Here is a 25,489-nt window from a genome sequence, read left to right on the forward strand (position 1 = left end):
ACAAAGGAGCAGGAGACAACATGACAACAAAAATGTATAGCAAAGATTATCCGCGACCTCAATTCGTGAGAGAACATTGGGTTAATCTGAACGGGGAGTGGAGTTTCGGGTTTGACGATGACAATACAGGTGAGCGTGATCGGTGGCAGGATAATTTTGGCGGTGAATTGAAGATCACGGTGCCCTTTACTTATGAGACGAAGGCCAGCGGGATCGGCAGAGAGGAGCACCATCCATTCATATGGTATAACCGAACGCTTGATATCCCTCAGGAGGATGAGGGCAAGCGAGTTGTCCTGCATTTTCAAGGAGTAGACTACTTGGCGAAAATCTGGATTAACGGTACCTACGTTGGCAGTCATCAAGGGGGATACTCGGCATTTTCATTTGATATTACCCCGTACATATCCTTTGGTGCTGCCAATCAATTAACGGTGAAAGCGGAGGACAGCATGGATGCAACCCAGCCACGAGGCAAGCAGAGGTGGGTTGAGCATAATTTCGAGTGTTTTTACGTCCAGACAACCGGGATTTGGCAGTCGGTCTGGCTGGAAGTTGTAGAACCGGTCCATGTCGATTCTGTCAAAATAACACCGAATATGGATACGCGCTCCGTGCGTTTCGAATACCAGGTGAAGGGTGATTTCACGACGAAGGAGACCAGACTGGAGACGATTATCAGCTTGAAAGGGAAGCAAGTTAAGAAAGTGAGTTTGACGATTGATCGTCCGTGGCTCCAATTGGACGTCGATCTGGTTCACGAAGCCAACGGTCCGTGGAAGCACTGCCTGTGGTCTCCGGCTCATCCGAATTTGTATGATGTTGAATTTATACTGCATCAAGGAGAGGAGAAGCTCGACCACGTCTATTCCTATTTCGGCATGAGGAAGATATCGATTGAGAAGGGCAGAGTCCTGCTTAATAACGTTCCGATCTATCAAAGACTCGTGCTGGACCAAGGTTATTGGTCTGACAGTCATCTCACTCCGCCATCCGAGGAAGCCATCATTGAGGATATCGATGCAATTCTGGAAATGGGGTATAACGGTGTCCGCAAACATATGAAAGTAGAGGATGCCCGGTTCTTGTACTGGTGTGATGTAAAGGGGCTGCTCGTCTGGTCGGAGATGGCGGCTGCCTTTGAATTCAATGACAATGCCATCCAGAAATTCACCAACGAATGGATGGAAATCGTCCGTCAGCAATATAACCACCCCAGCATTATTACCTGGGTTCCGTTTAATGAATCGTGGGGAATCGCGCAAATTGCCAAGGACCGCAGGCAGCAGAAATTTACCGAATCCATTTATCATTTGACGAAGTCATTCGATCCGAACCGTCCGGTGATCACGAATGACGGCTGGGAGCACACCGTGTCCGATATTTTGACACTTCACGATTATATTGAGTCCGGGGAACAATTCAAGAAGCGTTATGCGGATAAAGATGTGATCGTGAATAACGAACGATCGTTCAACCAGTGGAAGTATGCTTACGCAGAGGGATACCATTACGGAGGACAGCCCATTATCGTTAGCGAATTCGGGGGCATTGCCTTTCAATCGGAATCCGGCTGGGGTTATGGCAAGCAGGAGTCATCAGAGGAGGAATTCCTCTCGAGGTTCCGCAGCATTCACCAAGCGATCAAGGATACGGAATATATTGTAGGATATTGTTACACACAGCTAACGGACGTGCAGCAAGAGATGAACGGTTTATTGACAGAGGAGCGCAAACCGAAGTTTCCGCTGGATATCATTCGCGAGATCAATCTTTCTTAAGTTTGGAAGGAGGAAAACAAATTGACTCAACAAACGTTCAGGAACCCGATACTCCCTAATGGTGCCGACCCTTGGATCATCAAACATACGGATGGATATTATTATTTGACGGTGACGTTAGGTGACCGGATCGCCCTTTGGCGGAGCCATACCATGACCGGGTTAGCTGCGGCAAACCCGACAACGATATGGACCCCCGAACAGGACGGGCCGTATTCCTATCATTTATGGGCACCGGAGCTTCACTACATTGAGGATCGATGGTACATCTATTACACGGCCAACGATGGGGGCGGCGATGATACGCGAAGAATATGCGTTCTGGAGCTCATAGGCGACGATCCGGTGAACGATGAGTGGATATTTCGAGGTGTGATAAACACGGAGCATCCGGGATTGGATGGAACCGTGCTCCAGCACGAGGGAGAGCTGTATTTTTTCTATTCCGGATACGGTTTTTTCCCGGACTACGGTTCGGCCATTTATGCGGTCCGCATGGTTAATCCCTGGACCTTAACGGGGCCGAATGTGCTTCTATCGGCGCCTACGGAAGCATGGGAGAAGCAAGGCGGGATGGCGATTAACGAAGGACCGGTGTTCTTGAAGCGGAATGGGCGCTTGTTCCTCGTATTCTCGGCAAGCGCGACCTGGTCCGATGATTATAGTCTTGGGATGATTACGATTTCGGAGACGGATGATGTGCTTGATGCTTCAGCCTGGACCAAGCATGCAGGGCCAGTGTTTGCGAAGAATCCCGCTCAGGGCGTGTACGCCCCCGGACATAACAGCTTCACCGTCTCACCGGACGGTTCGGAAGATTGGATCGTCTACCATGCGTATTCTTACTCGGAAGCCGAGCAGCAGCGTTCGGCTGGCGGTCCACGCAGTACGCGGATTCAACGCTTCGGCTGGAAAGAGGACGGCTTGCCCGATTTTGGGCTTCCAATATCTGAGCATAGCTTGCTTCCCCTGCCTTCCGGAGAGTAAAACAGCTAAACATGATCCCGGCCAGGCATTGGAGCCTGGCCGGGGTTTTAAAATCTCATGTGTTCATTTAAGTATGTTGAGGAGAGGATGATCTATCGTGAAGGAGCTTCCTTTATACCAGCAAATACAATATAAAATCAGAGAACAGATCCAGCAGGGCAATCTGCGTCCGGGCGACCGCATCCCGTCCGAGAAAGAACTGGCCATGCGGTTTCATGTCAGTGTCATCACGACCAGGAATGCGCTCGCTGGTCTGGCCGAGGAGGGCGTAGTTACCCGCATAAAGGGAAAAGGTACCTTCGTGGCAGGCGTATCTCCGCTTTGGGATTTCTCGCTTGATGGATGACCTTACCCTTAAGCCTTAAGGATTTACCTTAACATTATCAAAACGGGCATTGCTGTTCATTACACGGAGTCCGACTTTGCCGTGGGTAAATGGATTCATGCTGGTATCCGTATAGTCGATAACAGGAGATACACCATGATTTACATAAATTTTAATATGGGTTCCGCTAGTGACAACCTTCAGATGATGCCAGCTATCGGCGGGCAGGCTCATGGCTGCAAAGTCGAGCGCTTGGTAACCGTAATTCATTTTGCCAAGATGCACACCCTGGGCAGTGATATGAGCATAGTAACCCTGCAGATAATCCGGGTTGTTAACAAAGGCCTTGCCGCTCGCCGGATTGTTGACACGGACAACAATTCCCGCGTCTCCCGTTGATGTCAGCCGCCTGATATCCGCCTCAACCGAATAATCACTCCAGAGGCTGCTGCCGATTACCGTTTTGCCAAAGGAGCCTGCCCCTGTTCCTGCATACTCTCCGTTAACAACCGACCAGTCGCCCTCGTAGCGAGTCCATCCATTGTCGTTGCCGTCATTGAAATCATCGTTGATGGAGGTGACTGCGTCCGCGCGCGAGAAGGTGAGCGAGCTTAAATCGTATTCCCCGCTGACCGTTTCAAGCCGCAATTCATGATGGCCGGCAGTCAAATATATACGCTTGCCGCTGGTTAACCGCCAGTTCTCCCAATCTCCCGTGCTGGGGACAGGAACGGGCCCGGTAAGATCTTCGGCTCCATTCCAGAGACGGAACTGCGCATTGGGGAACGTCGTTGCTGCCCGCAGACTCAGATCATAATACCCGGTCTCCGCAACGTTGACACGATATTTGAGCCATTCGCCCGGCTGGTTCCAGCCGATGACATATTTCCCTTCAGACGCCGAAGATCGAATATCAACATGTTCATTCCGGTAAGCGCCGCCCGTGTTCCCTTGACTGAGATCATGGTATGCTGTTCCTTCGCCGCCCTGCATGTAATGAACGGCTTCGATGGTGCCGTCAACGGGCTTATAGGTATTCCATGCACTGCTGCCACCGACTTTGTTGCTAAAGGCAACATAGCCGAAATCGGCATGGACATTCGACGTGGCATACCCGATCTTGCCTCCGGCCAGACCGGTGATGTTCCGGGTCTGCTTCTTCATGCCATCAACAAAGATGGAGAAGCTGGAATCCTTTTTCTCCACGCGGATTTGATGCCATTTCGTATAATTGAAACCCGAAGGTAAGGAAGCATATTCCCATCCCTGACTCACGCCGCCAATGACAAAGTCGGTTTCGAGCCGGTTTAAGCTTCGGTTCAGGACGGCCGTTCCGTAGTTGGATTCATCCTGATATGAAAATACGACGCCGTACACAGGCGTATTGCCAGAGTCTTGCTTCATCTGTTTGGTATGGAACTCGGCCGTATAATCGGCTTCCGTAGCATTGGCCGTTACTTGACGGTACCAAGAAGCATTGCCGATGGTATCTTGCCACATGAGTTCCTGATTATAGATCCCCCAAGTGCCTCCTCCAACATTGATCCATTGGTTTCCGATCGTTGTCCGGTTAAAGCGATCTGCAAACAACGGCAGCTCCGGATTGGTTTGCTCCGATGACGTCGGTCCGAGCACAAGCATTCGGTCCCCGTTCCACACGATTCGATCCAGATTCATCCTTCGTCCCGGATAAACCGAATTTCCTTCATGCGCATGGCTGTGATAAACCATATAGTCCGAATCCAGATCAGGTCCGCGCACAAGGGAGTTGTGCCCCAGGCCGACATGATGGCCTTCCGTTTCAAGGAGAACGGGATTCTGGCCGGACGCGGGCGCGAATGCGTGGGTTGCGTTGTTGCTGACAGCATAATCGACCCGGTATGCCGTACTCCATACATGATTGCCGGTATAGGTCATGAAATACTTGTTATTGCGCTTAAGGACGGTAGGACCCTCAGTCCAGCCGTTCATGCTGAGACCGGTCGACACCGCAGAACCAAAGGAAGTAGGGCTGTTCATTGGCCAGGCCATGATCTGATTGGACCCGGTTGCATAAAAGGTCCACTGTCCGTTGTCGTCAACGAAAACAGAACCGTCAATCCCCATGCCCACATTGCCAGTAACCGGAACGAACGGACCGAGGGGACTGTCGCTTTTCAGCACATAATGCCCTCCTCCTCCCGGTGATGTGTACATATAGAAATTTCCGTCCACATGATAGAATACCTCAGGAGCATAAGCGGCTTTGGTAATCGGATCTGTTGCGCATAGACCGCGGTAGGCCCAATTGACAAGATCGGGGGAAGACCACACTTTGATGCCGGACTGGTGGTCAACCGTACTGACATACAGATAATACGTTCCGTTGAATTTGAGGATGTAAGGGTCGCCCTCACCGTAGAAATCGTTATTGTTCCAACGCCAGGAATCCGTTAAATGAAATGGATTACTGTAGGCAAAAGCCTGTACCGGGAACAGGAACGCAGTTGCGAGCGCAGCCATCCCAAGCAGCAGTTTCACGAATTTCAATGTTTGATCAGCTCCAATCAGAAGAATATATGGCTGAGAACTCGGAAATCAAACGATGGACTGTATGAAGTTCACCTCCGTTCCTTTAATATGGGAAACGTTTACATTGAACGTAGTATAGCAGAACAGATGCAATGCCGTTATACCTAATCAACTATAAAATCAGGAGTCCAAGCCTCGTGCATCTGGTTGGTCAATGGCTTCATCCGTTAGAGCGGTTGGTTTACGGATCAATAACCCCATGACAACACCAACAATGGACACTGCCGTTACAACAAGGAAGGTGAACGAGAACGCATCTGCCCAGATTTCAACTTGCGGTATTGCACGAGATGAAGCTGATACACGAGCTGTCAACAAGGTTGAGAAGGCAGCCACCGCAAACGAGCCCATCACTTGCTGTGAAGCATTGTTCAAGGACGTAACGCGGTTGATCAGCGCTTGCGGTGCAGATTTCATAACAAAGGCATTCAAAGACATGCCATACAATGCATGGCCGGAGCCTGCTAAGGTCATAGCCACAATTAACATTCCCATTCCGCTCCCCGAAGAAACTCTAGAGAGCAGGAAGGCCCCTAGCCCCAGAAGTGCCGTACCGATAATAACCAGCGGCTTTACGCTCATCCGGTCAAAGAGCCTACCGCCAATCTGCATGAGAACGATGCAGGCAATGGCCTGTGGAATCATGAGGAGCCCTGTATCAAATGCATTAAATCCCTTCACCTGCTGGAGGTAAACCGGAATGAGAAAGAAGTTTCCATAAAACGTAACGGCCGTTAGCCAAAGAATCAACATGGCGCTTGTAAAAGACCACGAACGGAATACACGCAGCTCGAGGAGCGGCTCGCTTGAGCGAAGTTCAACCAGAATAAATAGCAGAAGCGCCACTACGCCAACTGCAAGGCCGATGATGGTCTGCATGGAGTCCCATCCGGCATCGCCCCCTTGGTGCACGCCGTAGATGAGGGCTGCAAAAGCAAGGGGGCCGAAAATCATGCCGAGTTTATCCAGCTTGGCTTGAGCCTGACTCTCCAACTTAGGCAGATATCGCAGCCCGAGGCATATTCCTAAGATGCCTACAGGCACATTCACCCAGAATAGATAAGGCCAGCTTACGTAATCCACCAACCACCCGGCAAACACGGGCCCGATGGCTGGCGCAATAAGTATGGGAACGCCCAGGTATGAACCCATCACCGTGCCAATCTTGTCCGGAGGACTGATCCGAAAGACGATGGCATAACCAATCGGCATGACAATGCCTCCACCTAAACCTTGAAGTATGCGAAACAGTATAAATTGCTCAGCGTTAATTGAGAGTGCGCAAAGAATAGAGCAGATTGTAAAGATGGAGATTGCCAGAATGAACATGCGCCTGCCGCCAAAGCGGTCAGCCAGCCGGCTACCGGAATAATGGCCGCCTCGGCCAGTATATAACCCGTGGTTGCCCATTGCATTATAGATAGTGGGCTTTGAAAGGTGTTCATTAGTTTCGGAATCGCCACATTCATGGCGGTCATATTCAGTAGGACCATAAACATGCCAATGATGATGGCGAATAAGGGCGCGCGGATTTCTTTAATCGTGGTCGACATTTCATCGTCTCCTCGTACTGTATATTGTTGTGCATAACCACATTTCCGGATATATGGCTATTCGAAGAGAATCGCGCGATTCAGAGTGTCGATTCAAGAATGCACCTTGATCAACAGCTATGTGCCAAATTATAATGACTCTAAACCAACAAGAACAGTAGGCAATATTTATTGATAAGATCATTTATTATAGACCAACTTACTTTAGGTTAGGGCGGGTGATGGTTTGAGCGAGCATTCAGAACATAACGAAGAATATGAAGTATGCACGGAGGTTATTGGCGAGGTTTTGAAAATAGTTGCCGTGAAACGGGCCGTCCACGTGATTGGAGAACTGCATGACGGTCCTCAGCGGTTTAACCGCTTACGCCGGAATTTGGGCAACATCAGTACGCAATCGTTGACGGTGATTCTGAGACATTTGGAACAGAACGGAATCATTCAACGGCAAGTCATGCCAACCATGCCGGTTACGGTTGAGTATTCCTTAACGGAGCAGGGAAGAGAATTTGAAGACGTTCTCAATGTGATACATGATTGGGGAGCATCCAGGAGGGAGCATCGAACTTCATTAGGAAAGGCGAGTTCCTTATCCGAGAAATAGCAAACAGAGATCGCAGAAACCGCGTATATCGCGGTTTTTGTGTTGTACGGATACTTGGCCATAGCGAAGATAAGTATTTACGAAGTGGAGAAATACACATAATATGGAGTTATTGGAAAAGTAGGTGAGTCTTTGCAGGCGGTGAAGCACAAGGCAACTGAGAAGGGGGAACTGAAGAAAGCGATCAATACCTACAAGGTCATTAAGGTGCCGGATGTGAAAGCCGAGCCCAAATTGCCATAAGAGATAACCGTTAAGTCTGGTGAGCGAATTTATCCTATATCTGCTGAAGGAGCTTTCCATAATGATGAAAAATGCCATGGTCCTATTCTGTATATGTTTGATGTTAATGGTCTGTAAATCTAACGCCGATAGCGTTGATACTCCACCTTATGAGGGTCCACCCTTTGAGGGTAGGAGCCTAGTTATTGGTTTGATTGGAGAAACTCCGAACATAAGGGAAGAGAATATAGATTTTGAGGAAGTCACGTTCAAACAATTAGAGGAGGGGTTATCGTCTGACCTTGACGCTATTTTCATTACGAAAGAGTTTCTAGTGGAGGCTTCCAATCCACAATATGCAAAAGTCTATCACCATTCGGACATCCCTTTTTTCTATATCGAGTCTAAGAAATCACACGTCCCCTTTACAATTGAGGAGTTATCGTATGCCGATGTTCCTGATCTTTCAGCTTACGCTTATGCCACGGGTTACTATGGCGAGGAATCTCATTACTGGGAATATGGGTTATACAACGATGTACGCAATGAGTCCAATATCCAGGATGTCTATTCCCGAATCTTTACAACGATTGAATCGCTGCAGCTATGAAGGTGCGTGAAGAAATGGATGCCGTAAATATGATGGTATACTAACAACGAACAGAAGAGGGTACTTGATTTAGGCTGAGGATCGTGGGAAACACGGAGGATTATAAATTACGGAGGTAATAACGGCTGCATGCATCTACATGGCAAGGCATGGTGAGTAAATTGCCAGAAATAGAAGGGAATATCTGACCAAGTTAGCGATGAAGCGATTAATGATATGGGAAGCTGGTGTGTTAGTGCGTGCAACCATCCCCGCGAAAGGCAGTGAGCAGGATAGATTTCCAAGCGCGTGAAATAAACTGGGTGGAGAAAAGCGACCGAATGGTGTTATTGCTGGAAGATGATACCACACTAAGCGTAACTCCCCTGGATTCCGGGTTGGAGGCTGAGGTCATGAAAATCAGCTCACCCGAGTCTGATTTTGTCTTAAAGGTTTGGAATAAAGAGTCTCAGCCTAATGTGCAATTCCAATATGAAATCTTAAATGCCTTACACACGTATGGAAGTGCGGTTTCGAAACCTGTCAGCTGGGGTTATGAGGTGAATGGCCATCAAGTCCTGCTAACCAGTTACGATGGGACACCCATAGATAAAGTGGATCAGCCCAAACTTAAGAAGCTTGCGAAGAATTTGAATGATGTGCATAAGTTCCCGCTTGATCGTCTGACTGGTTCGGCGTTACCAAGCTACGACTTCATTGATTATTTTTATCGGCAAGTGGATCAGTACCCCGATATCCAGGATTTATTAGTGAAGCTGGTTCAGCGAGCAGACTTGAAGCCAGTGTGCATGATTCATGGGGATTACCATCTGGGCAATATTCTTGAGTCAGAAGGCAAGCTGACCGTGATCGTGGACTAACGTCCAAATAGGTGACCCTAGATATGACATAGCCTGGTCCATTATCTTGATGTGGATTTATGTAAGTGAGAAGCGGGCCTCTTTCTACCGTGCTGCATTTTGTGCCGAGGGCCGATACGGGGAGGATGAGCTGGAGCTATTCGAAGCCATCGCGTGTTTGCGAGGCATTCTGTTGTTTAGGGCGAATAATCTGCCGATTAGGCATGATACAATCTCAAGGCTCAAGTCCATTGTAACAACAAACCAATACTTGCATGGCAAGTTACTCTAAGATGGACCCCTAAATACCTGTGAACGAGAGGTCGCGTGATCGAACGTTTTTTGCACTTTAACGGACACAGGAGACGCTATTTGCTCCAAAAGGAACATTTGAACAAGATAACGGACCTCAGCCGCCTTATTCGGTACAAAATAGGGAAAATGGGCAAATACTTATGGTATAGCGTCTGCTCGGTCCGTTACATTTGCAAACGGCGCGAATTAATGTAAATAACGTCCGTGGAGTCCGTTATGCCATTGGTATGGGCTGATTGGAGTTTTTTGTTGCATGGCTTGCATGCTCGGTTGGATACCTAAAATGACTATAATACGTTAGAGTACAATTAAAGTATATTCATGTGGGGGTTCTGGAGAGTGAGTTCATGTGGGTATTTCAGTCATATGACCTTAATTGGGTCGCTTGGTTCGTGTGTTCGTATGGGATTCTCTCTACGTGACCCCGAGATTTCAATTACAACATCCTTTCGTACTGGGGCGTGACTATAATTTTGAGAAGACAAAATGTAATGATTGGCTTGGTTTTGGTTATTGGTATTGTTGTTCTATCAGCTTATTATCTTAGTAACGACAAGAAGCTGTATGGAAACGATGAGGGGTCCATCCAAAAAGTAATTCAGTCGATTGAGGGATACGAAAACAGGCAAATCGAGATTCTGGATATATCCGATTTCCATGACAGCAGGGTGGTAGGATTCTTGTCCGACCAAAGGCCGGGGTATATTGAGTTTGCTCGAAATTCCAAAGGGAACTATGAATGGAAACATATAGAGACAGCGCATGATCCTGTCGGGTTGTTCATGCTGAATAATCCCAAGGAAGAGGTTCAAAAATGGATGGTTGTAACCCATCACGATAATCAAGTCGCCAAAATGCAAGTACGCATTAATGGGGAGTTGTTGGAGCAAACATTCGTCCCTAACCGTGCAGATGTGACTTATATTGAATTACCTCCGTCCGAAGATCAATCGTACACCTTCAGGGACTATAAGTTTTACGATGAACGCGGCATGCTGCTGGATGAATGATGCAATGAACTCATAAGACTCATGAATCGATGGAGCTATTTTTCTAGGGGTCTCAGAATCCATGAATCTTCCTGATCTTCGAATCTGTGAAATTGAAGTTACGAGCCTACAAGGCTCCGAGCAAACCACAGCATAACAAACGGTAATACATGCCGTCTAAGTATAACTGAAGTTCCCACCCGTCCAGTCTATAGGATGGAGGCTGGGGACTTTTTTGTATCCAGATTTGAATGTCGATACCTAGCATCAACTAAACACACATCTTAATGCGTAATTATAATTACTTTAAAGAGTAAAAATGTATTGACTTTTAGAGTAATATAAAATACTTTATAACGTAACAGGGTATAGCCTGCCTAGGTGCGGCGCTATTCTGATCATGGGTGTGAAGGGAGAAGAACCGATGTCGAACGTTCATAGGCTAAAACCGGATATTCACTCGCTTCATGGATTTTTCAGCAAAGAGCTGGAACCGGCTCTGTATATTCAGTCAGGGGACACTGTCCTCTATCAAACGTTGGATGCTTCCTGGGGGATTGCGAAGCGCTCTGCGCCAGGTGCGCCAAGAACGAAGTTCACTGAGCGTAAGCCGGGGCGGCAGGAGAAACAGTTTGGGCATGCATTGGTGGGGCCGGTACATATTGAAGGTGCAAAAGCTGGTGACACATTGGAGATCCAGATCAACGAGATTATTCCCGGATCATGGGGTTGGACCTCCGCCGGAGGTTTTCCAAGTTATTGGAACGAGAAGCTGGGGATGCGTGATGTTCAAGAAATCATGCTGGATTTTGAATTGGACGCCAAGACTTTGATAGGCCGGAGTCAATTCGGAACCTTCAAGTACAGCGTTGGTCTGAAACCTTTTATGGGTATAATGGGCATGCCGCCAGGAGAAGAAGGCCAGCATACGACTTTTATGCCGCGCCCCTATGGAGGTAACCTGGATTGCAAAGAGTTAACCGCCGGTTCCACCCTGTATTTGCCGATTCCGGTCGATGGCGGATTATTCTCTACAGGGGATGGTCACGCCGTGCAGGGGGACGGCGAAGTCAGCGGGCCTGCCCTGGAATGTCCCATGGAGAAGGTGAGTCTGACCTTTCATATCCGGGACGATATGCCGATTACGATGCCAAGAGCGAAGACGAGCACCGGTTGGCTAACGATGGGTTTTCATGAGGATCTGGACGAAGCGATGTGGATGGCTCTAAGCGGGATGCTTGACCTCATGACGGAACTCTACTCCATTACGCGAACAGAGGCGTACGCTTACGCCACATTGGCAGTAGATCTGCGCGTAACTCAAATCGTGAATACGGCCAAGGGCGTGCACGCATTTTTGCCTTTTGGCGCATTAAGGTAAGAGGGGGGCTAATGATGGATGAAGCCCTCTGCCTTACATGCTCTGTAACAGCGAAAGTAGAACTGTGGAACGATCTGACGCTGTTGTCTTGCCCAGTCCTTATGATCCGTGGCATAAAACCAAGTCCTAGGTTTCATTAGAAGCAGTGGAAACAATACAAACAATCACTGCCTCAGGCCAAAATCGTGGAATTCGAGCAGTTTGATCACAACATTTTTGAACCGGATGAGGGGTTGTTTGTCTGCACAGCAGATTCTTTTATGGAAAAAAGCACAAAATCAATCCACTATTAAAAAGGGTGTACGCACTTGGATAATCTGAAGCTCAATGTATCACTGTTACGACAAAGGGTTCCGAACCTGACTAGCGCAGCCAAATCCGTTGGACTGCGGCCTGCTACGGTCTCCAATCTGTGCACGGGAAAAATCCCCGTGGGACGGGCGGAAGTCCGCACCATTGCCGCACTGGCATCCCTGGCGAAATGCAGTTTAGATGAACTGATCCTGCGCGGGGAAAGGGTGGATATGATCGAAACAGGCATCAAGCCGCTCGATTTATTTGCTCCGCTGGCAAAAGGCGGCACCGTCGGTTTAGTCGCCCGTCCCGGAATGGGTCAGCTTGTGCTGCTGGGGGAATTGTTCCACCACTTCAAGGCGGGAGGTTATGTGACGATTCTGCTGAAGCCGGAAGGTGAATATCCGGAGCTGCAGGACATGCTTAATGATGTGCAGCGGGTGGCCAACTCTATAGAAGAAACTTATTCAATCGTGGCGAATACAAGTAGGGAGAAGGAGATTGTATTTGCAGCAGACCGGGAGCACGTCTTAACCGGGAAGATCTATGATCTTCAGGAACGTATTCAACAAGAAGGCATTGAGAATGTCACGACTTTTCTTGTGGATCTAAAAGGGGCAGCTGTTGATGAGGATTTGCCTTACGGTCCCCTGGAGACGCTGTGGTATTTTGATGCGGACCTGGCTGCCAGACATATGTTTCCGGCCGTAAATCCGTTATACTCCACATCTTCCGTATTGGAAGGAGTCCATCTGGATCAGCATCACCTGTCGGTTCAGCAGCGTGCCCAGAAACTGCTGAGGCGTTACCGTGAGCTGCGTTCGCTGGTTCAAGTGCGAGGCCTGCAAGCCATTCCGGCATCCGAGACGGAAGTATATGAGCGGGGAGAACGGCTGGAAGCCTATCTTACGCAGCCTTTTTACGTTGCGGAAGCATATACCAGATTACAGGGCGAGCGGGTATCGCTGCTAGAAACACTAGATGACGTTCAGGCTATCCTAAATGGCAGTATGGATCATCGATCGGTGGAGAGTTTATCCTGGATCGGTACGATCAAATAACGGTAGAATAAGCTCTGTTTCAGCATAAAGTCGATTTTCTGAGTTTTTACATCGGGAATATCGGCTTTTTTGCATGAATCCGCATAATTATAATCCGTATGCCCCATAGCTGACAGGTTAAGTCCATTATATAATATGTGCTAGTTTGCACCGTCCGGTTGGCGGCCAGCACAAGAAAGGTAGCCAGCGGTTCATGCGGGGAGAACGAGACCATACATAGAGGAGAAATGAAGATGAAGAGAAAAGGTTGGCTTATTGCATTCGCTGCAGCGTTGTTGTTAACGCTTATCGTGGTGCCGGTTCAGCAGTCTTTCAGTGCAGAGGGAAACCCGACGGCTACTGCCATTACACAAAGTGCCCTGAACGATCAATTCCATCTGGATCATGTGGTGAAAATTTATGTCCCTTCCACCGTGAAAGGGGACATCCCGATTACAGATGCGGCACATCAGAAGTTTGTTGACCAGACCTTGACGAAATTGTCCGGTTGGTTTGGCGGTGCTACCGCGATTCCGGGTGAAGGCGCGTGGGTGGACAACCATAAAACCCTGATCAAGGAAAAAGTTACGATTGTGTACGCTTTTGCCGAAAAACTCGACAAGGATTCGCTCAATCAAGTGGTGGATTATGCAAAAAAGCTGAAGGACGATCTGGCACAATCCGCGATCTCGCTTGAGGTTGACGGCAAATTATATTTCATCGAATAGGTATTCGAGATAGAAATCATCGCTAAGAAAGGGATGTCTCCTTACAGACTGCGCCGCAGTTGTGGGAGATATCCCTTTTTCTATCTGCGATTAATAGAGAAACCTCCAGAGGTAAAAGGTAGCGTAGGATTCCCAATTCGCCCATGCTGCCGATAGTGCCAGAATCTCCTTCTTTGTCGGTTTCTTCTCCGAACCCAGCAGATGTTTGATGGCATTGTGCAGCCCGACATCGTCGATGGGGAATGCCGCGGGCATCCGGAGGCAGCGCATCAGCACATAGTTGGCCGTCCACGGACCGATGCCGCGAATGCTTACAAGTTGTTTTTCAGCTTCTACTAAGCTATTCGTATCAAGCAGCTGCTTTTTCGTCAATTCTCCTTCCGCCATAAGCTGTGCCACCCCGATGAGGTACTCGCTTTTTTTCACGGTCATACGGAGCCCCTCCAGGTCCTGCACGTTTAGATGTGCGATGTCCTCGGGCCGGGGAAACAACCAGTAAATCTCTCCTTCACATTCCACGCGGCGGCCAAAAGCCTCGACGAATCGTCTTTTTAACGTATATGCATAAGTCAGGTTAATCTGCTGTCCCAGAATACCCCAACACAGCGCCTCGAACAGGTCGGGGATGCCCATGTTGCGCAGTCCATAGAAGGAATGAAGGGCTCGACTGAGCAGAGGGTCATTCTGTGCCATGGCGTAGAAGGGAACCAGATTGGTGTTCAGATCAAACCAGTCCCGGACATAAATCGCCACTTCCGCACGCTTGCTCCATTCCGTTGGGGCAGTATCACCCAGAAACCGTACAAGGATAGCCCGTTCTTGAGGCAGCTCGCTAACTTCAATGACCGCCGTCTCTGAATCGAGAGAAAGCGCTCTGTAAATCGCGTCATGTTGAATATGATAGAGACATTCGTTTGGCGATCTCTGCAAATAATGGAGGTTCTCGGTAAAACTGAATTCTTTCGGCACGTGCAGCTTTAACGAATGCTGAAGATCCTCCCAGCTGTCCTGGGGAAGAAAACGGCCATATGTGTCTTGTTCCTGAGCTATGTCCCCGTTATAGTGGGCGGTTTGGCCCGGCGGCAGCTTCTTCAGAAATATGGGGTCTTGCGCAGGGATTGTGCCGCTTGGCATAGGTTTTGAATCTCGCATGTTCACCGGTTCCTTTCCTTCATAAACTTATCTATACTAGTTGTAACATAAATGCGGATCGTATAATTTTGTTATCTTGCTCTTCTATTCCAAAAAGCGTACAGCGAATCCATCCTGTGGTTATAATGTTAGCGGAGGTGAGGAAACGTGGCAAACCGAATTCAGCCAACCGAAGCACAGTGGAAGGCCATCATCAGCAATGATAAAGAGAGTGACGGCAAGTTTTTCTACGCGGTGCAGACAACCGGGATTTTCTGCCGGCCATCCTGTAAATCCAGACCCCCGAAATTTGAAAATGTGCGCGTGTTTCAATCCCCGGATGAAGCGAGGGCCGAACGCTTCCGACCATGCAAACGGTGCAAGCCGACAGGGGAACGTCTACCGGACCATGAATGGATTGAGCTGGTTACGGAGTATATCGACAACCACTACACGGAGCATTTGACACTCGATGTATTGGCCGATGTGAGCCACGGCAGCCCGTATCATCTGCACCGGATATTTAAACGCGTAAAAGGGTTGACCCCGATGGAGTACATCCAGGATTACCGGATGGACAAAGCCAAGGCGCTCCTTAGGGATTCCGGATTAACCATTTCGGATATCGGCCATAAGGTGGGTTTGGACAATACGGCTTATTTTATCACCTTGTTTAAGAAGAAGACGGGGGTTACTCCACTTCGTTATCGCGGGCAATATGTGTTGAATAATACAAGCATGGAGGTGCAGGATCATGATGAAATCCGATAATACAATAATCTACTGGACTCGACTGACTCATGACAACTGGAATGTATATCTGGCGGCTACGAAGGAAGGATTATGTTATGTCGGCTCGCAGGATAAGCCGTTAGAAGAGTTAGCGGACTGGGTGAACGCCAGGTTCCCTGGCAGCGAGCTTGTGCGGGATGATGCGAAAATGCAGGTATATTCGGAAGAGTTAGCCGAGTATTTTCAGGGGAACAGAGACCGGTTCGAAATGCCTATGGATTACAAAGGTACCGCCTTTCAATCGGCTGTATGGAATGCGTTATGCCATATTCCGTATGGCGAGACCTATACGTATACGGACATCGCCAACCAGATTGGAAAGCCGGCCGCGGTTCGTGCCGTTGGAGCGGCTATCGGAGCCAATCCATTGCTTATAACCGTGCCGTGCCACCGGGTAATTGGCAAGAGCGGGGCTTTGACCGGTTATCGCGGAGGGCTTGAGATGAAGACCTGGCTGCTTCAGCTGGAGCGCGGGCGTGTCCCGGTGAAGGAGACCGCGGAGTATGTCTAGATCGTTGCAGGAGCGAATCTCGGGACTACATTGGGAAGGGATACAGGGAGCTTTGGATGAGCAGGGATATGCTGTCATTCCAAAGCTTCTGCTGCCTGAGGAATGTACAGGGATCATGAATACCTATTCGGAAGAGGAGCGGTTTCGCAAAACCATTAACATGGCTAGACACCGCTTTGGGGTTGGGGAGTACAAGTACTATCAGGCCCCGCTGCCAGGACTCCTGCAACAGCTTCGGGAAGGCTTCTATCCTGAGCTTGCACTGACAGCCAACCGCTGGCTGACGCAGCTGGGAAGCGAGGAGCGGTACCCTGGGACCTTGGCTGAGTTCCTTGAGATGTGCCATTCGCAAGGGCAGGGGCGCTCTACACCGCTCATTTTGAAATATGAGAAGGGCGGCTACAACTGTCTGCATCAGGATTTATATGGAGATGAATTCTTCCCGTTCCAAGTGGTATTCGTGCTGAATGAGAAGGAAGTCGATTACGCGGGCGGAGAGTTTCTGTTGGTTGAACAGCGGCCGCGGGCACAGAGCCGGGGGCATGTCATTACTTTGGAGCAGGGCGCGGGACTGATTTTTCCGACCAACCATCGGCCCGTTCAGGGGACCCGAGGGTATTACCGAACCACGCTGCGGCACGGCGTTAGCACCATCACGGCAGGGACCAGGTACAGCCTTGGGATTATTTTTCATGATGCGAAGTAAAAGGGTTTATAAGTGGGGTGGATTCCTCGGCCAGGATGCCTGGAGAGACATGGTATAATAGAAGAAAGTGCAGAAACGGGGTGTTTGAGATTAAAAGTGAAGTGCTCTATAAGACCCCCAAGACCCTGTTGAATAAAGGAACGGGATTTCTGAACGGATACAGCCATACTTTAAATCCGTACACAGGCTGTACCTTCGCTTGTTCTTATTGTTATGTCCGGCAAATGCCGGTATCGATCTTTCGCAATGGGGAGTGGGGCAGCTGGGTTGACGTTAAGCTGGAATCTGCCGCCATTCTGCGCAAAGAACTGAAACGTGCCAAAACGAAGGGGCCCGTTACGATCTTCATGTCTTCCAGTACCGATCCGTATCAGCCGGTCGAGGCCAAGGAACAAGTAACTCGCGCGCTGCTTGAGGTCATGGTCGGCGAACCGCCGGATTTCCTGTTCGTGCAGACACGAAGTCCCTTAGTCCGGCGGGATATCGATCTGCTGCAGCAGTTAGGTGATCGGGTGCGGGTCAGCATGACGGTTGAGACCGACCGTGAGGACATCCGCAAGCATTTTACGCCATCTGCACCGCCGGTCCAAGCCAGACTGAAAACACTCGAGCTGCTGAGAGACGCTGGGATTCCCACTCAGGCAGCGATCGCACCCGTGCTTCCGAGCACGGCGGCTTTTCCCGAGATCCTGCGGCCGCTTGTAAATCGCGTGTGCATCGACGATTATTTCATGGGCGACGGCAGCGGCGGGAAACGGACGAAGAGGCTGCCTGTTCAGGTGCTGTATGAAGAGCTTGGACTTGAGGAATGGTACGATCCAGCTGCCTATCAGATCGTTTATGATCGGTTTAGCCAGGCGTTTCCGAAGGAGCAGTTATTCGTGAGCCAACAGGGGTTTGAGCCTTAAGAGGCCGGGGTTGGCGAGTCTGCGGGTGATGGCTTCGTGGATTCGCTAGTTTGTAAGATCATAGAAATTATCTGTTTGGTCGGGATGAGAAATCCGGCCTTTTTTGTCATGTTTAGCCATAGATGATTATGGTATGATAGGCGAAAATAACCAGTATTGCGCCGAGGAGCGAGTGACAATAGAGAGTGACGACCGGGATCCAGGGCAGTTCAATACTTTTTTATGAAAGAGGCGAAGTGAAATGATATATGACGAGATCAATAAAACGATGACGACGGAGAGATTATTGCTTCGCTTATTCAGGGAATCGGATGCTGAAACAGTTGTCAGGCTATGCAATAACTACAATATATATAAAAGCACACTCACGCTGCCATACCCTTATACACTTGATTGTGCTTTGTCATGGATAGAATATCATATACATAATTTTGATGCGGATAAGTCATATGAATTTGCTGTTTGTGACAGGCACACAGGGACGGTATATGGTGCAATCGCATTAACTAATCATCAGCGCTATGATAATGGAGAAATTGCTTATTGGATTGGTGAGGAGTATTGGGGAAAGGGATATGCAACAGAAGCCTCCAAAGCTATATTGGGCTTTGCCTTTCAGGTGAAACATTATCATAAGGTCTATGCGCGGCATTTTGCTTCGAATCCGGCATCCGGGCAAGTCATACAAAAAACAGGCATGAAACAAGAAGGAGTATTGATCGATCATGTGAAGAAAGAAAATCACTATGAGGATCTTGTCTACTACGGCATTGTGAAAAATGAATACCAAGAGATTTGATTGATACAGCAATATGGTCTAAGGGAGGGCGTTTCATAACATGATCATACTCATAAGCGGGGTGAGCTGCACGGGTAAGACCTATATGGCTCAAAGATTACTTGAGAAATATCACGTTCCTTATCTTTCGATTGACCATTTAAAAATGGGGTTATACAGAGCGGATCAAAATTGCGGGTTCACGCCGCTGGATTCAACTGAATACATCGGTGAGAAATTATGGCCGATCCTCAAAGGGATCATCATGACCAATATCGAGAATAATCAGAATTTAATTATCGAGGGCTGCTATGTACTGCCTCACCACCTTCAGGATTTGGAGCCATCTTATTCGGAACAAATCATCCCGGTTTTTTTAGGATTCTCAACCACGTACATTGAGCGGAATTTTTATTCCAACATCGTGAAACACAGAGAGGTTATTGAAGCGCGTGTATATCCTGAAGAGGGAACGGCTGCAGACTTTATTCATGAGCATAAGCCATTCCGTGAAAAATGTTCGGCATTCGAAGTTGCGTATTTTGAAATGGAAGAGAACTATGAAGAGGAAATTTCAAAAGTATATGATTTCATAGACCGTGAAAAGCAGAAAATCGAATCGGCTGCGTTATGATGCCATTATCTAACAAAAACGCAATGGTTATATCCGTGATGTTGATTGTGATCTGCCTTTGGTTTTTATTTGCAGGGCCGCTAAGAAAAGAAAGTGTATATAACCAAATCGAAGAAGCTATTCATTCCTTGGAGACCGATTTGAATGAGGTGCTGCATATACACATGGATAGAGCAAGAACACTTGTGTTTTTTTCAACAATCCAAAGCGAAGTCGGGGGAGTAACAGTAGAAGAGGCTTACGGGGGTTTTAGAGTAAAAGAGTATATCGGAAAGAATGAAGTGGGTTTGGAAAATGATCTGAGCTGGTTTGGTATCGAATCCAACTCGGAAAATATTCATATGCTGTACGGGGTTGTGAATAATCCGGAAACCAGCCATATCTTGCTGTTGAGTGAGGAAAATAAAGCAGCCACTATAATAGAAAACAATTCTCTGACGGTATGGTACGCACTTATGAAAGATGATTTAAACTCACCGATCACGATCCGAAGTTTCAATAAAGAGGGAGAGAAGTTGTATGAAACGGGAGATCCCGAGTATTGGAGCAAACAGTAGGGACCTGAACGATACATCGAAGCTCAGGTATGGGATGATCGCATGGTGGTCCCTTTTCTTTGAAAGATTGCAGGCATGGTTTGCCATCAACACAATAAATGGGAGGTGCTCGTATGCTGATCTCACAGATGAAACCAGAGGCATTATCGAGAGAACAGATTACCAAAGTGGTGTTTGGAGTGGAATCCGAAGTTGATGACGGCACACAGTTGGCAGATATCATCTTTGTATTTGGAGGCAAAAATCTGGATCGAGTGTGGAAAGCGGTTGAACTGTACAACGATGGTCGCGCACCCTATATTTTATTTGCTGGCGGAGACCGATTCGGTGAATGGGATCAACCAGAGGCGACCATGATGCGAGATGAAGCCGTGAAGATGGGGGTTCCACCGGAGTCCATCTTCATTGAAACGATGTCTAACCATACCAAAGAGAATGTGATAGCTTCCCTGATCGTACTCGACCGGGCCCTTGGATTACAGCAAATCCAGCGGTTGTTGTTTGTCAGCGCGCCCAGTCATATGCGCCGATGCCAGCTCCTGCTCAAGACCTTCATGCCGCCTTGGTATGAGTTTGTCTGGAGCCCGGACCATCGTGCCAAAGGGAGAAGAGATAATTGGTGGACCGAGCCTGTTGAAGTGAAACGAGCGATGGGTGAACTCCATAAAGTGATCAGTGGCGTAAAGGGCCGATATTTTATGGATGCGGAAATTGATATTTGAAAAATGTCAGGATTTTCGCTGTGTGTATGCGGTTCTTCGATGAAGGTTCGAACCTGTTGAAGGGCAGCTTACCCAATAAAGTTTGTTTATATTTATATTTTACATTGAGTACCCCTAAGTGATTATGCCAAACTATGGATGTGTAAGGGCATTTCAATTCTTGTTTCTTATGAAAGGAGATGTTTTAAATGACTGCTAATATGGTAATGGTGGTTTTCCCTTAACCGAATATCAGGCATAGTAAGTTCCAATCTTTGATTATAGCTTGGAATGAGAACCATCGGGAACACCACCGTGTTTTGTGCTATGCCGTAATCAGTAACCTTTCGTGAATACTGCTGTTAAGCGGGATACGATGACGGTCGTATCCCTTTTTGATTATAAGCCAACTTTTGGCTTTTCGCCGCGAAACAGCAGCTTCTTAGGAGGCTGCGTATTCGCGGTATTTTTATGTCCGAAAACAACTCTGATTTTGTAGGAGGGGATCGGTTCAATGACTGATTTGAAACCAACCGCCTATATCGAAGCGGAACCGCCGCCGATAGGTGTAATACCCGGAAGGGTTACGGAACTTCAGCGAGTTTCGCGCATTGTCAAATTGCTGCCTCGCGTGGCAAAAGGCGATTGCCACGCGACATAAGGGTAAAAGGGAGGCTACAATTAAATGAACAACCATGATGAAAAATTCGTAAATCCCCAAATACTGGTACTTGTTTTGAGTAAAATGCTCGACAAGACGGTAGTACGCGCAGATTATCAACTCAAAGAGTTGCAAGGCGGGACATTAGGGGTTGTTAGGCTTGTTACGGGGATGGCTGAAACCTCCGACGGTGAGAGTCTGCCGTATAAGGTGGTGTGGAAAACACAGAAAAAATGGGAGCGCCACGGTGACCCTGATTCATGGCGCAGGGAATACGACCTCTATATATCGGATTTCGCAAAGTTTTTCACGGATTCTCTCCGCTGGCCAGAATGTTATTACGGGGAAATGAACGGTGATGAGATACAGTTATGGATGGAACATATTGATGGGGTGTCAGGCTTAAATCTAACCCCCGAAATGTATGAACGTGCAGCCGAGGAATTGGGGCGGTTTCAAGGCAAGCTATATGCTAAGCAATCGGATGTATTACTGAATCTGATCAATGTAAGCGAGGTTGACTTCGTAAAAAGCTCCTATCTGCGGTATCAGTCGTGGAAAGTTTTGTATGATTATATACGCTCCGACGACTGCGAAATTCCGAAGCACCTATGTAAAATGCTCATAGACATAGATAACCATGCGGACGAAATATTCAGTCGCATTGAAAAGCTGCCAATCGTGTTTTGCCATAGAGATTTTTGGGTGGCAAACATATTCTACTCGGACAGGAAAATCGCACTCATCGACTGGGATACCGCTGGATGGGGGTACATGGGCGAGGACATCGCGAGTTTAATAGCGGACGAAGCAGACGTCTGTCATATGATTGAATACTACCAAATATGCATTCCGGCTTATTACAGGGGCTTTTCGGAATATGTGGATGTGTCCCATATCACCGATCATTGTGTCCATGAACTAATCCTTACTATGTTCGGATACAGGCTTGTGGAGTGGTATACATTCGCGGAGTCGCCCGAGGATAAATCCATGCACCTTGATACCTTGCAAAAAATTTATGAAATGAGGAATATATCGATAAAATTTGATTAAGAGCATTATCAACATAGAATATTTCCTGAAAAATACAAAGATTGATTTTAAAAAGGGAATATTAGTGAACAGCCTTGTCAGAAATTATCTATATGCGGATAATAATCCAATGTTTCATGTGAAGATATTTGTACTTCAACGAAGAAGGCGGAATCATGCTGGAGAAGCGAAAGCGGTCCCCTTTGTCCCCGGTTTTCAACCATATCATAGGATAATAAGAAATCTGGGGGCAACAGGGATCGGAAGCATGATCCGCATGCGTAGTGATGGATTACAAAACAAAGATTTGAATTAGTACGACCCGATCAGAGTGGCGGAATTATTCGGTAATTGCACGAGGCTTATTGGATCTGTATCTGTTGACGAAAAAGTGGATGTGCTGCTGCGTATCATCAACTATGCCCCTATGATGTCACGATATTCTCATCCACGATACAAAAAACCGCCCGAGCTTATGCCCGGGCGGTTTTTTGTATCAAGGCCCCCATGTCACCGTCGGGTATGGAAGCTGATCGTAGGCGCTGGCCCAATAATAGGAGTCGGCCATGATTCGCCGCGGCAGGAAGCCGATCTGGCCTCGGGATACGGGGACCGATTCGGATTGGGATTGGAACACGCCAGCCGCATTCGTCGCGGCATTCACATACTTGCCGGCCATATGAGTGAAGCGTCCGCTGAATTTGGCGGTTACCGGCAGTCTTGTTTCCATATCCACCATCTTCACGGTTACTTTGGCCGTACCGGCGGAATAGACGATGGTCATGTGGTCGATGACCATGGGTTTCATCGCGGAGGGAGCCGTCGTTGCGGTGGTCGCTGCGCTGGGGGCTCCTTCATTGCCGCTAATATCCACGGCCGTGATTTTATAATAATAGGTCGTATCCGGCAGGAGCCCCGTATCTGTGTAATTGAGCCCTTTCGAAGTCCCTGCGTAAGTATCCGGCCCAATGTTAAAAGCGGCATCGGTTCCCCTGTAGACACGATACTCATTCACGGCAGAGTTATCCGCTGCCATATCGTAGGATATGTTAATCCGTTGAAAATCAAAAGTAACTGCTTCTGCCCCGCTGACCGTACTCGGCGGTTCTTGATCCGAAGGAGGCTGCCATGTGTAGCCGCCCGGCCCCCACTGGCTTGGAAAATCAACGATGGACGAGTAATGATGGAGGGCGATTCCTCCAAACGCCGGGTCGCTCAGAAAAGCGTTGTACACCTTGTTTAACTCCTGTTCCATGTAGATGCGTCCTTCTTCATGGAAGCTGATGGTCTCAGGATCTCCGCCATCCGCGATATCTTTTGTCTCAACCCCGATCACAACCGATTTCGGTTTGCCAATCGCATTGGCATAGGCCAACTCATTCAGCGCTTGTGCAATAATGCCCGCACTGCCCTCCGCCTGATCGCGGTAATCCATAATCGAGATGTAGTCCACCGTGTCCTGAACATGCTCAGACAGCCATTTGGTTCCTCCGTTCCATGCGATATTGCTGGCATCGGCGGAGGTGTCGTACCATCTTGGAATGGCCGCGCCGACGGACAAGGTGAGACCAGATGCCTGTTTGCGTTCCATCAGCAGTTTCAGCATATCCAGGTACTGGATTTGGACGGAAGGTTTTGCCGTTTTGAAATCGGGCAGGATATACGGCTCCGTATCCACGTTTACGCCATCAAAGCGGGCCAATTCGGAGGAAGCCAGGTTGTAATTCAAGATTTGCTCGAATTCCTTGACGGCATGAGGGTGATAACGACTATACGCTCCGAAATAAGGTGGAGTGGTGCCGCCGGCGATTAATGCTTGAACATAGAAACCTTCGCCGTGTGCCCATTCTACGAATTGTTGAACCTCGCCTCGGTAATCCTCCAGCATGGCAGCTCCGTTATATTTACCTACAGCTAAATAAAGGGTCGTAATCGGCCGTTGATTAAACGTAGCTGTATCCTTGGCCATAGAAGAGAGCACGCTTCGCGAATTCGGATTCAGCACCAGGGGATAGGAGGCATTCTCCCAGATCCAGATTGCACGGTCCTGATCCGGCAGCGGCTCAGGACCATAGGTGGTGCTTGTTACCGTTTCAGGATACACGGCATCGGTAACAGCAGCAGAATTATCACCTTCGTTAATGGGTAATGGATTACCGGAACTTGCATAAACCGTTAAGCTATAGCCTGTATTGCCATACGTATCGGTGGCGCGGGCTTCCAGGCTGTGAACCTGCTGCGGGGATGGACACGTGTCAAATTCGTATGTGTATCCATTATGTGCGGAAGGAATTTGCATCCATGCTCCGCCGTCGATGCGGAGCTCAACCAGGGCTATCGGGTTTTTACCCTCGGCTGATATGTCAACCTCAATGGTGTCGTTCTGCTGTGTAAACTCAGCAGGGCTGGTAATCTGCACGTCCGGAATATGAGCCGCAGGATTATCGATGTTAAGGTGGATCCAAGGAGACCAGATGCCATATCGTGTTACCGCGTCGTTTGCTTTAAGGACGATCTCGACCGAGCCATCCAGCTGACTTGTATCGAGTGAGTAAGACCAGGACCCGCTGTCATCCCCATTGGGATCATCCATCCGAACGTCCGTTACCCATTCACCGTTAACGATGAGCTGGAGATCATATACACCGGAGTAGGTTCCGAATAACTCAGTCACACCCGGCTGCAGCGTTTGCCCGTCCTGATGAGAATCCAACGTAATCAATGCAGCGGCCTGAGCATGGGGGATTGGAACACCAATTGTCGCCATCAGAACTGCCGCCAGAAACAAGAGCCCGCACCTGCGTAAATGTGAAAGCATCATTTTATTCACATCCTT

At 48.4% G+C, this 25,489-nt stretch carries 24 protein-coding genes; 19 read left to right on the plus strand and 5 right to left on the minus strand.

The features are described 5' to 3' along the window. Positions 1 to 20 precede the first annotated feature (20 nt). The 3 genes from WDY75_RS13800 to WDY75_RS13810 all read left to right on the plus strand — a co-directional run bounded on the left by WDY75_RS13800 (position 21) and on the right by WDY75_RS13810 (position 3,114). On the plus strand, positions 21 to 1,781 hold the full coding sequence (locus tag WDY75_RS13800; protein WP_063480551.1) for a glycoside hydrolase family 2 protein: 1,761 nt from the start codon (positions 21 to 23) through the stop codon (positions 1,779 to 1,781). Positions 1,782 to 1,802: 21 nt separating this feature from the next. Beyond that, a complete protein-coding gene (locus WDY75_RS13805; protein WP_063480552.1) occupies positions 1,803 to 2,768 on the plus strand; it encodes a family 43 glycosylhydrolase in 966 nt (321 codons plus the stop codon). Between the two features lie 97 nt (positions 2,769 to 2,865). Further along, entirely contained in the window at positions 2,866 to 3,114 is a 249-nt protein-coding gene (locus WDY75_RS13810) for a GntR family transcriptional regulator (RefSeq protein WP_036637233.1), read from the plus strand. A gap of 15 nt (positions 3,115 to 3,129) precedes the next feature. Here WDY75_RS13810 and WDY75_RS13815 read toward each other — a convergent pair whose 3' ends face one another. The 3 genes from WDY75_RS13815 to WDY75_RS13825 form a co-directional block, all read right to left on the minus strand. Next, positions 3,130 to 5,613, minus strand: a complete 2,484-nt coding sequence (locus WDY75_RS13815; RefSeq protein WP_231888337.1) for a family 43 glycosylhydrolase — start codon at positions 5,611 to 5,613, stop codon at positions 3,130 to 3,132. A 171-nt stretch (positions 5,614 to 5,784) separates the two neighbouring features. Then, complete coding sequence (locus tag WDY75_RS13820; protein WP_231888339.1) at positions 5,785 to 6,993, minus strand: DHA2 family efflux MFS transporter permease subunit; 1,209 nt, start codon at positions 6,991 to 6,993, stop codon at positions 5,785 to 5,787. Then, positions 6,891 to 7,217 (minus strand): hypothetical protein, encoded by a 327-nt coding sequence (locus tag WDY75_RS13825; RefSeq protein ID WP_231888349.1) that lies wholly within the window; start codon positions 7,215 to 7,217, stop codon positions 6,891 to 6,893. The genes WDY75_RS13820 and WDY75_RS13825 overlap by 103 nt, the downstream gene beginning before the upstream one ends. A 226-nt stretch (positions 7,218 to 7,443) precedes the next feature. Between WDY75_RS13825 and WDY75_RS13830 the strand changes: the two genes are divergently transcribed. The 7 genes from WDY75_RS13830 to WDY75_RS13860 all read left to right on the plus strand — a co-directional run bounded on the left by WDY75_RS13830 (position 7,444) and on the right by WDY75_RS13860 (position 14,239). Next, entirely contained in the window at positions 7,444 to 7,821 is a 378-nt protein-coding gene (locus tag WDY75_RS13830) for a winged helix-turn-helix transcriptional regulator (protein WP_006210901.1), read from the plus strand. Between the two features lie 433 nt (positions 7,822 to 8,254). After that, entirely contained in the window at positions 8,255 to 8,653 is a 399-nt protein-coding gene (locus WDY75_RS13835) for a hypothetical protein (protein ID WP_231888301.1), read from the plus strand. A 320-nt stretch (positions 8,654 to 8,973) separates the two neighbouring features. Then, positions 8,974 to 9,513 carry an aminoglycoside phosphotransferase family protein gene (locus tag WDY75_RS13840; RefSeq protein ID WP_338842191.1) on the plus strand — a complete coding sequence of 180 codons (540 nt, stop codon included), beginning with the start codon at positions 8,974 to 8,976 and terminating at the stop codon, positions 9,511 to 9,513. A 785-nt stretch (positions 9,514 to 10,298) separates the two neighbouring features. Beyond that, positions 10,299 to 10,817: a hypothetical protein gene (locus WDY75_RS13845; RefSeq protein ID WP_036637237.1), complete on the plus strand. Its 519-nt coding sequence runs from the start codon at positions 10,299 to 10,301 to the stop codon at positions 10,815 to 10,817. 403 nt (positions 10,818 to 11,220) lie between these two features. Next, positions 11,221 to 12,177: an acetamidase/formamidase family protein gene (locus WDY75_RS13850; protein WP_063480553.1), complete on the plus strand. Its 957-nt coding sequence runs from the start codon at positions 11,221 to 11,223 to the stop codon at positions 12,175 to 12,177. Between the two features lie 308 nt (positions 12,178 to 12,485). Beyond that, on the plus strand, positions 12,486 to 13,532 hold the full coding sequence (locus WDY75_RS13855; RefSeq protein WP_063480554.1) for a hypothetical protein: 1,047 nt from the start codon (positions 12,486 to 12,488) through the stop codon (positions 13,530 to 13,532). Positions 13,533 to 13,765: 233 nt separating this feature from the next. Then, entirely contained in the window at positions 13,766 to 14,239 is a 474-nt protein-coding gene (locus WDY75_RS13860) for a hypothetical protein (protein WP_036637241.1), read from the plus strand. Positions 14,240 to 14,329: 90 nt separating this feature from the next. Here WDY75_RS13860 and WDY75_RS13865 read toward each other — a convergent pair whose 3' ends face one another. After that, a complete protein-coding gene (locus WDY75_RS13865; protein WP_082834460.1) occupies positions 14,330 to 15,391 on the minus strand; it encodes a DNA-3-methyladenine glycosylase family protein in 1,062 nt (353 codons plus the stop codon). Positions 15,392 to 15,538: 147 nt separating this feature from the next. Between WDY75_RS13865 and WDY75_RS13870 the strand changes: the two genes are divergently transcribed. From WDY75_RS13870 to WDY75_RS13910, 9 genes are all read left to right on the plus strand, one after another. Next, positions 15,539 to 16,141 carry a bifunctional transcriptional activator/DNA repair enzyme AdaA gene (locus WDY75_RS13870; protein ID WP_063480555.1) on the plus strand — a complete coding sequence of 201 codons (603 nt, stop codon included), beginning with the start codon at positions 15,539 to 15,541 and terminating at the stop codon, positions 16,139 to 16,141. Beyond that, positions 16,125 to 16,673: a methylated-DNA--[protein]-cysteine S-methyltransferase gene (locus WDY75_RS13875; protein WP_409348323.1), complete on the plus strand. Its 549-nt coding sequence runs from the start codon at positions 16,125 to 16,127 to the stop codon at positions 16,671 to 16,673. The genes WDY75_RS13870 and WDY75_RS13875 overlap by 17 nt, the downstream gene beginning before the upstream one ends. After that, complete coding sequence (locus WDY75_RS13880; RefSeq protein ID WP_063480556.1) at positions 16,666 to 17,379, plus strand: 2OG-Fe(II) oxygenase; 714 nt, start codon at positions 16,666 to 16,668, stop codon at positions 17,377 to 17,379. The genes WDY75_RS13875 and WDY75_RS13880 overlap by 8 nt, the downstream gene beginning before the upstream one ends. An 89-nt stretch (positions 17,380 to 17,468) precedes the next feature. Continuing rightward, positions 17,469 to 18,287 (plus strand): SPL family radical SAM protein, encoded by an 819-nt coding sequence (locus WDY75_RS13885; RefSeq protein WP_063480760.1) that lies wholly within the window; start codon positions 17,469 to 17,471, stop codon positions 18,285 to 18,287. 241 nt (positions 18,288 to 18,528) lie between these two features. Then, a complete protein-coding gene (locus WDY75_RS13890; RefSeq protein WP_063480557.1) occupies positions 18,529 to 19,086 on the plus strand; it encodes a GNAT family N-acetyltransferase in 558 nt (185 codons plus the stop codon). A gap of 40 nt (positions 19,087 to 19,126) precedes the next feature. Then, the gene (locus tag WDY75_RS13895) at positions 19,127 to 19,699 is read left to right on the plus strand and encodes a hypothetical protein (protein ID WP_063480558.1); all 573 of its coding nucleotides are present in this window, start codon (positions 19,127 to 19,129) and stop codon (positions 19,697 to 19,699) included. A gap of 38 nt (positions 19,700 to 19,737) precedes the next feature. After that, positions 19,738 to 20,256, plus strand: coding sequence for a hypothetical protein (locus WDY75_RS13900; RefSeq protein ID WP_231888341.1), 519 nt, complete (start codon positions 19,738 to 19,740; stop codon positions 20,254 to 20,256). Positions 20,257 to 20,369: 113 nt separating this feature from the next. Continuing rightward, entirely contained in the window at positions 20,370 to 20,978 is a 609-nt protein-coding gene (locus WDY75_RS13905) for a YdcF family protein (protein WP_006210886.1), read from the plus strand. Between the two features lie 664 nt (positions 20,979 to 21,642). After that, the gene (locus WDY75_RS13910; protein WP_063480560.1) at positions 21,643 to 22,674 is read left to right on the plus strand and encodes an aminoglycoside phosphotransferase family protein; all 1,032 of its coding nucleotides are present in this window, start codon (positions 21,643 to 21,645) and stop codon (positions 22,672 to 22,674) included. 475 nt (positions 22,675 to 23,149) lie between these two features. Here the strand turns inward: WDY75_RS13910 and WDY75_RS13915 are convergent, their stop codons facing one another. Next, positions 23,150 to 25,474, minus strand: a complete 2,325-nt coding sequence (locus WDY75_RS13915; RefSeq protein ID WP_063480562.1) for an Ig-like domain-containing protein — start codon at positions 25,472 to 25,474, stop codon at positions 23,150 to 23,152. Positions 25,475 to 25,489 lie beyond the last annotated feature (15 nt).

The sequence above is a fragment of the Paenibacillus glucanolyticus genome (assembly GCF_037333485.1).
GTDB classification, from domain to species: Bacteria; Bacillota; Bacilli; order Paenibacillales; family Paenibacillaceae; genus Paenibacillus_AQ; species Paenibacillus_AQ glucanolyticus.

What these genes read in the sequence shown, in the direction of transcription:
- WDY75_RS13800 (WP_063480551.1), top strand. Translation starts at nt 21, where the DNA reads ATGACAACAAAAATGTATAGCAAAGATTATCCGCGACCTCAATTCGTG.
- WDY75_RS13820 (WP_231888339.1), bottom strand. Translation starts at nt 6,993, where the DNA reads ATGTTCATTCTGGCAATCTCCATCTTTACAATCTGCTCTATTCTTTGC.
- WDY75_RS13825 (WP_231888349.1), bottom strand. Translation starts at nt 7,217, where the DNA reads ATGTCGACCACGATTAAAGAAATCCGCGCGCCCTTATTCGCCATCATC.
- WDY75_RS13840 (WP_338842191.1), top strand. Translation starts at nt 8,974, where the DNA reads ATGGTGTTATTGCTGGAAGATGATACCACACTAAGCGTAACTCCCCTG.
- WDY75_RS13845 (WP_036637237.1), top strand. Translation starts at nt 10,299, where the DNA reads ATGATTGGCTTGGTTTTGGTTATTGGTATTGTTGTTCTATCAGCTTAT.
- WDY75_RS13850 (WP_063480553.1), top strand. Translation starts at nt 11,221, where the DNA reads ATGTCGAACGTTCATAGGCTAAAACCGGATATTCACTCGCTTCATGGA.
- WDY75_RS13860 (WP_036637241.1), top strand. Translation starts at nt 13,766, where the DNA reads ATGAAGAGAAAAGGTTGGCTTATTGCATTCGCTGCAGCGTTGTTGTTA.
- WDY75_RS13865 (WP_082834460.1), bottom strand. Translation starts at nt 15,391, where the DNA reads ATGCGAGATTCAAAACCTATGCCAAGCGGCACAATCCCTGCGCAAGAC.
- WDY75_RS13875 (WP_409348323.1), top strand. Translation starts at nt 16,125, where the DNA reads ATGATGAAATCCGATAATACAATAATCTACTGGACTCGACTGACTCAT.
- WDY75_RS13880 (WP_063480556.1), top strand. Translation starts at nt 16,666, where the DNA reads ATGTCTAGATCGTTGCAGGAGCGAATCTCGGGACTACATTGGGAAGGG.
- WDY75_RS13890 (WP_063480557.1), top strand. Translation starts at nt 18,529, where the DNA reads ATGATATATGACGAGATCAATAAAACGATGACGACGGAGAGATTATTG.
- WDY75_RS13895 (WP_063480558.1), top strand. Translation starts at nt 19,127, where the DNA reads ATGATCATACTCATAAGCGGGGTGAGCTGCACGGGTAAGACCTATATG.
- WDY75_RS13900 (WP_231888341.1), top strand. Translation starts at nt 19,738, where the DNA reads ATGTTGATTGTGATCTGCCTTTGGTTTTTATTTGCAGGGCCGCTAAGA.
- WDY75_RS13905 (WP_006210886.1), top strand. Translation starts at nt 20,370, where the DNA reads ATGCTGATCTCACAGATGAAACCAGAGGCATTATCGAGAGAACAGATT.
- WDY75_RS13910 (WP_063480560.1), top strand. Translation starts at nt 21,643, where the DNA reads ATGAACAACCATGATGAAAAATTCGTAAATCCCCAAATACTGGTACTT.
- WDY75_RS13915 (WP_063480562.1), bottom strand. Translation starts at nt 25,474, where the DNA reads ATGATGCTTTCACATTTACGCAGGTGCGGGCTCTTGTTTCTGGCGGCA.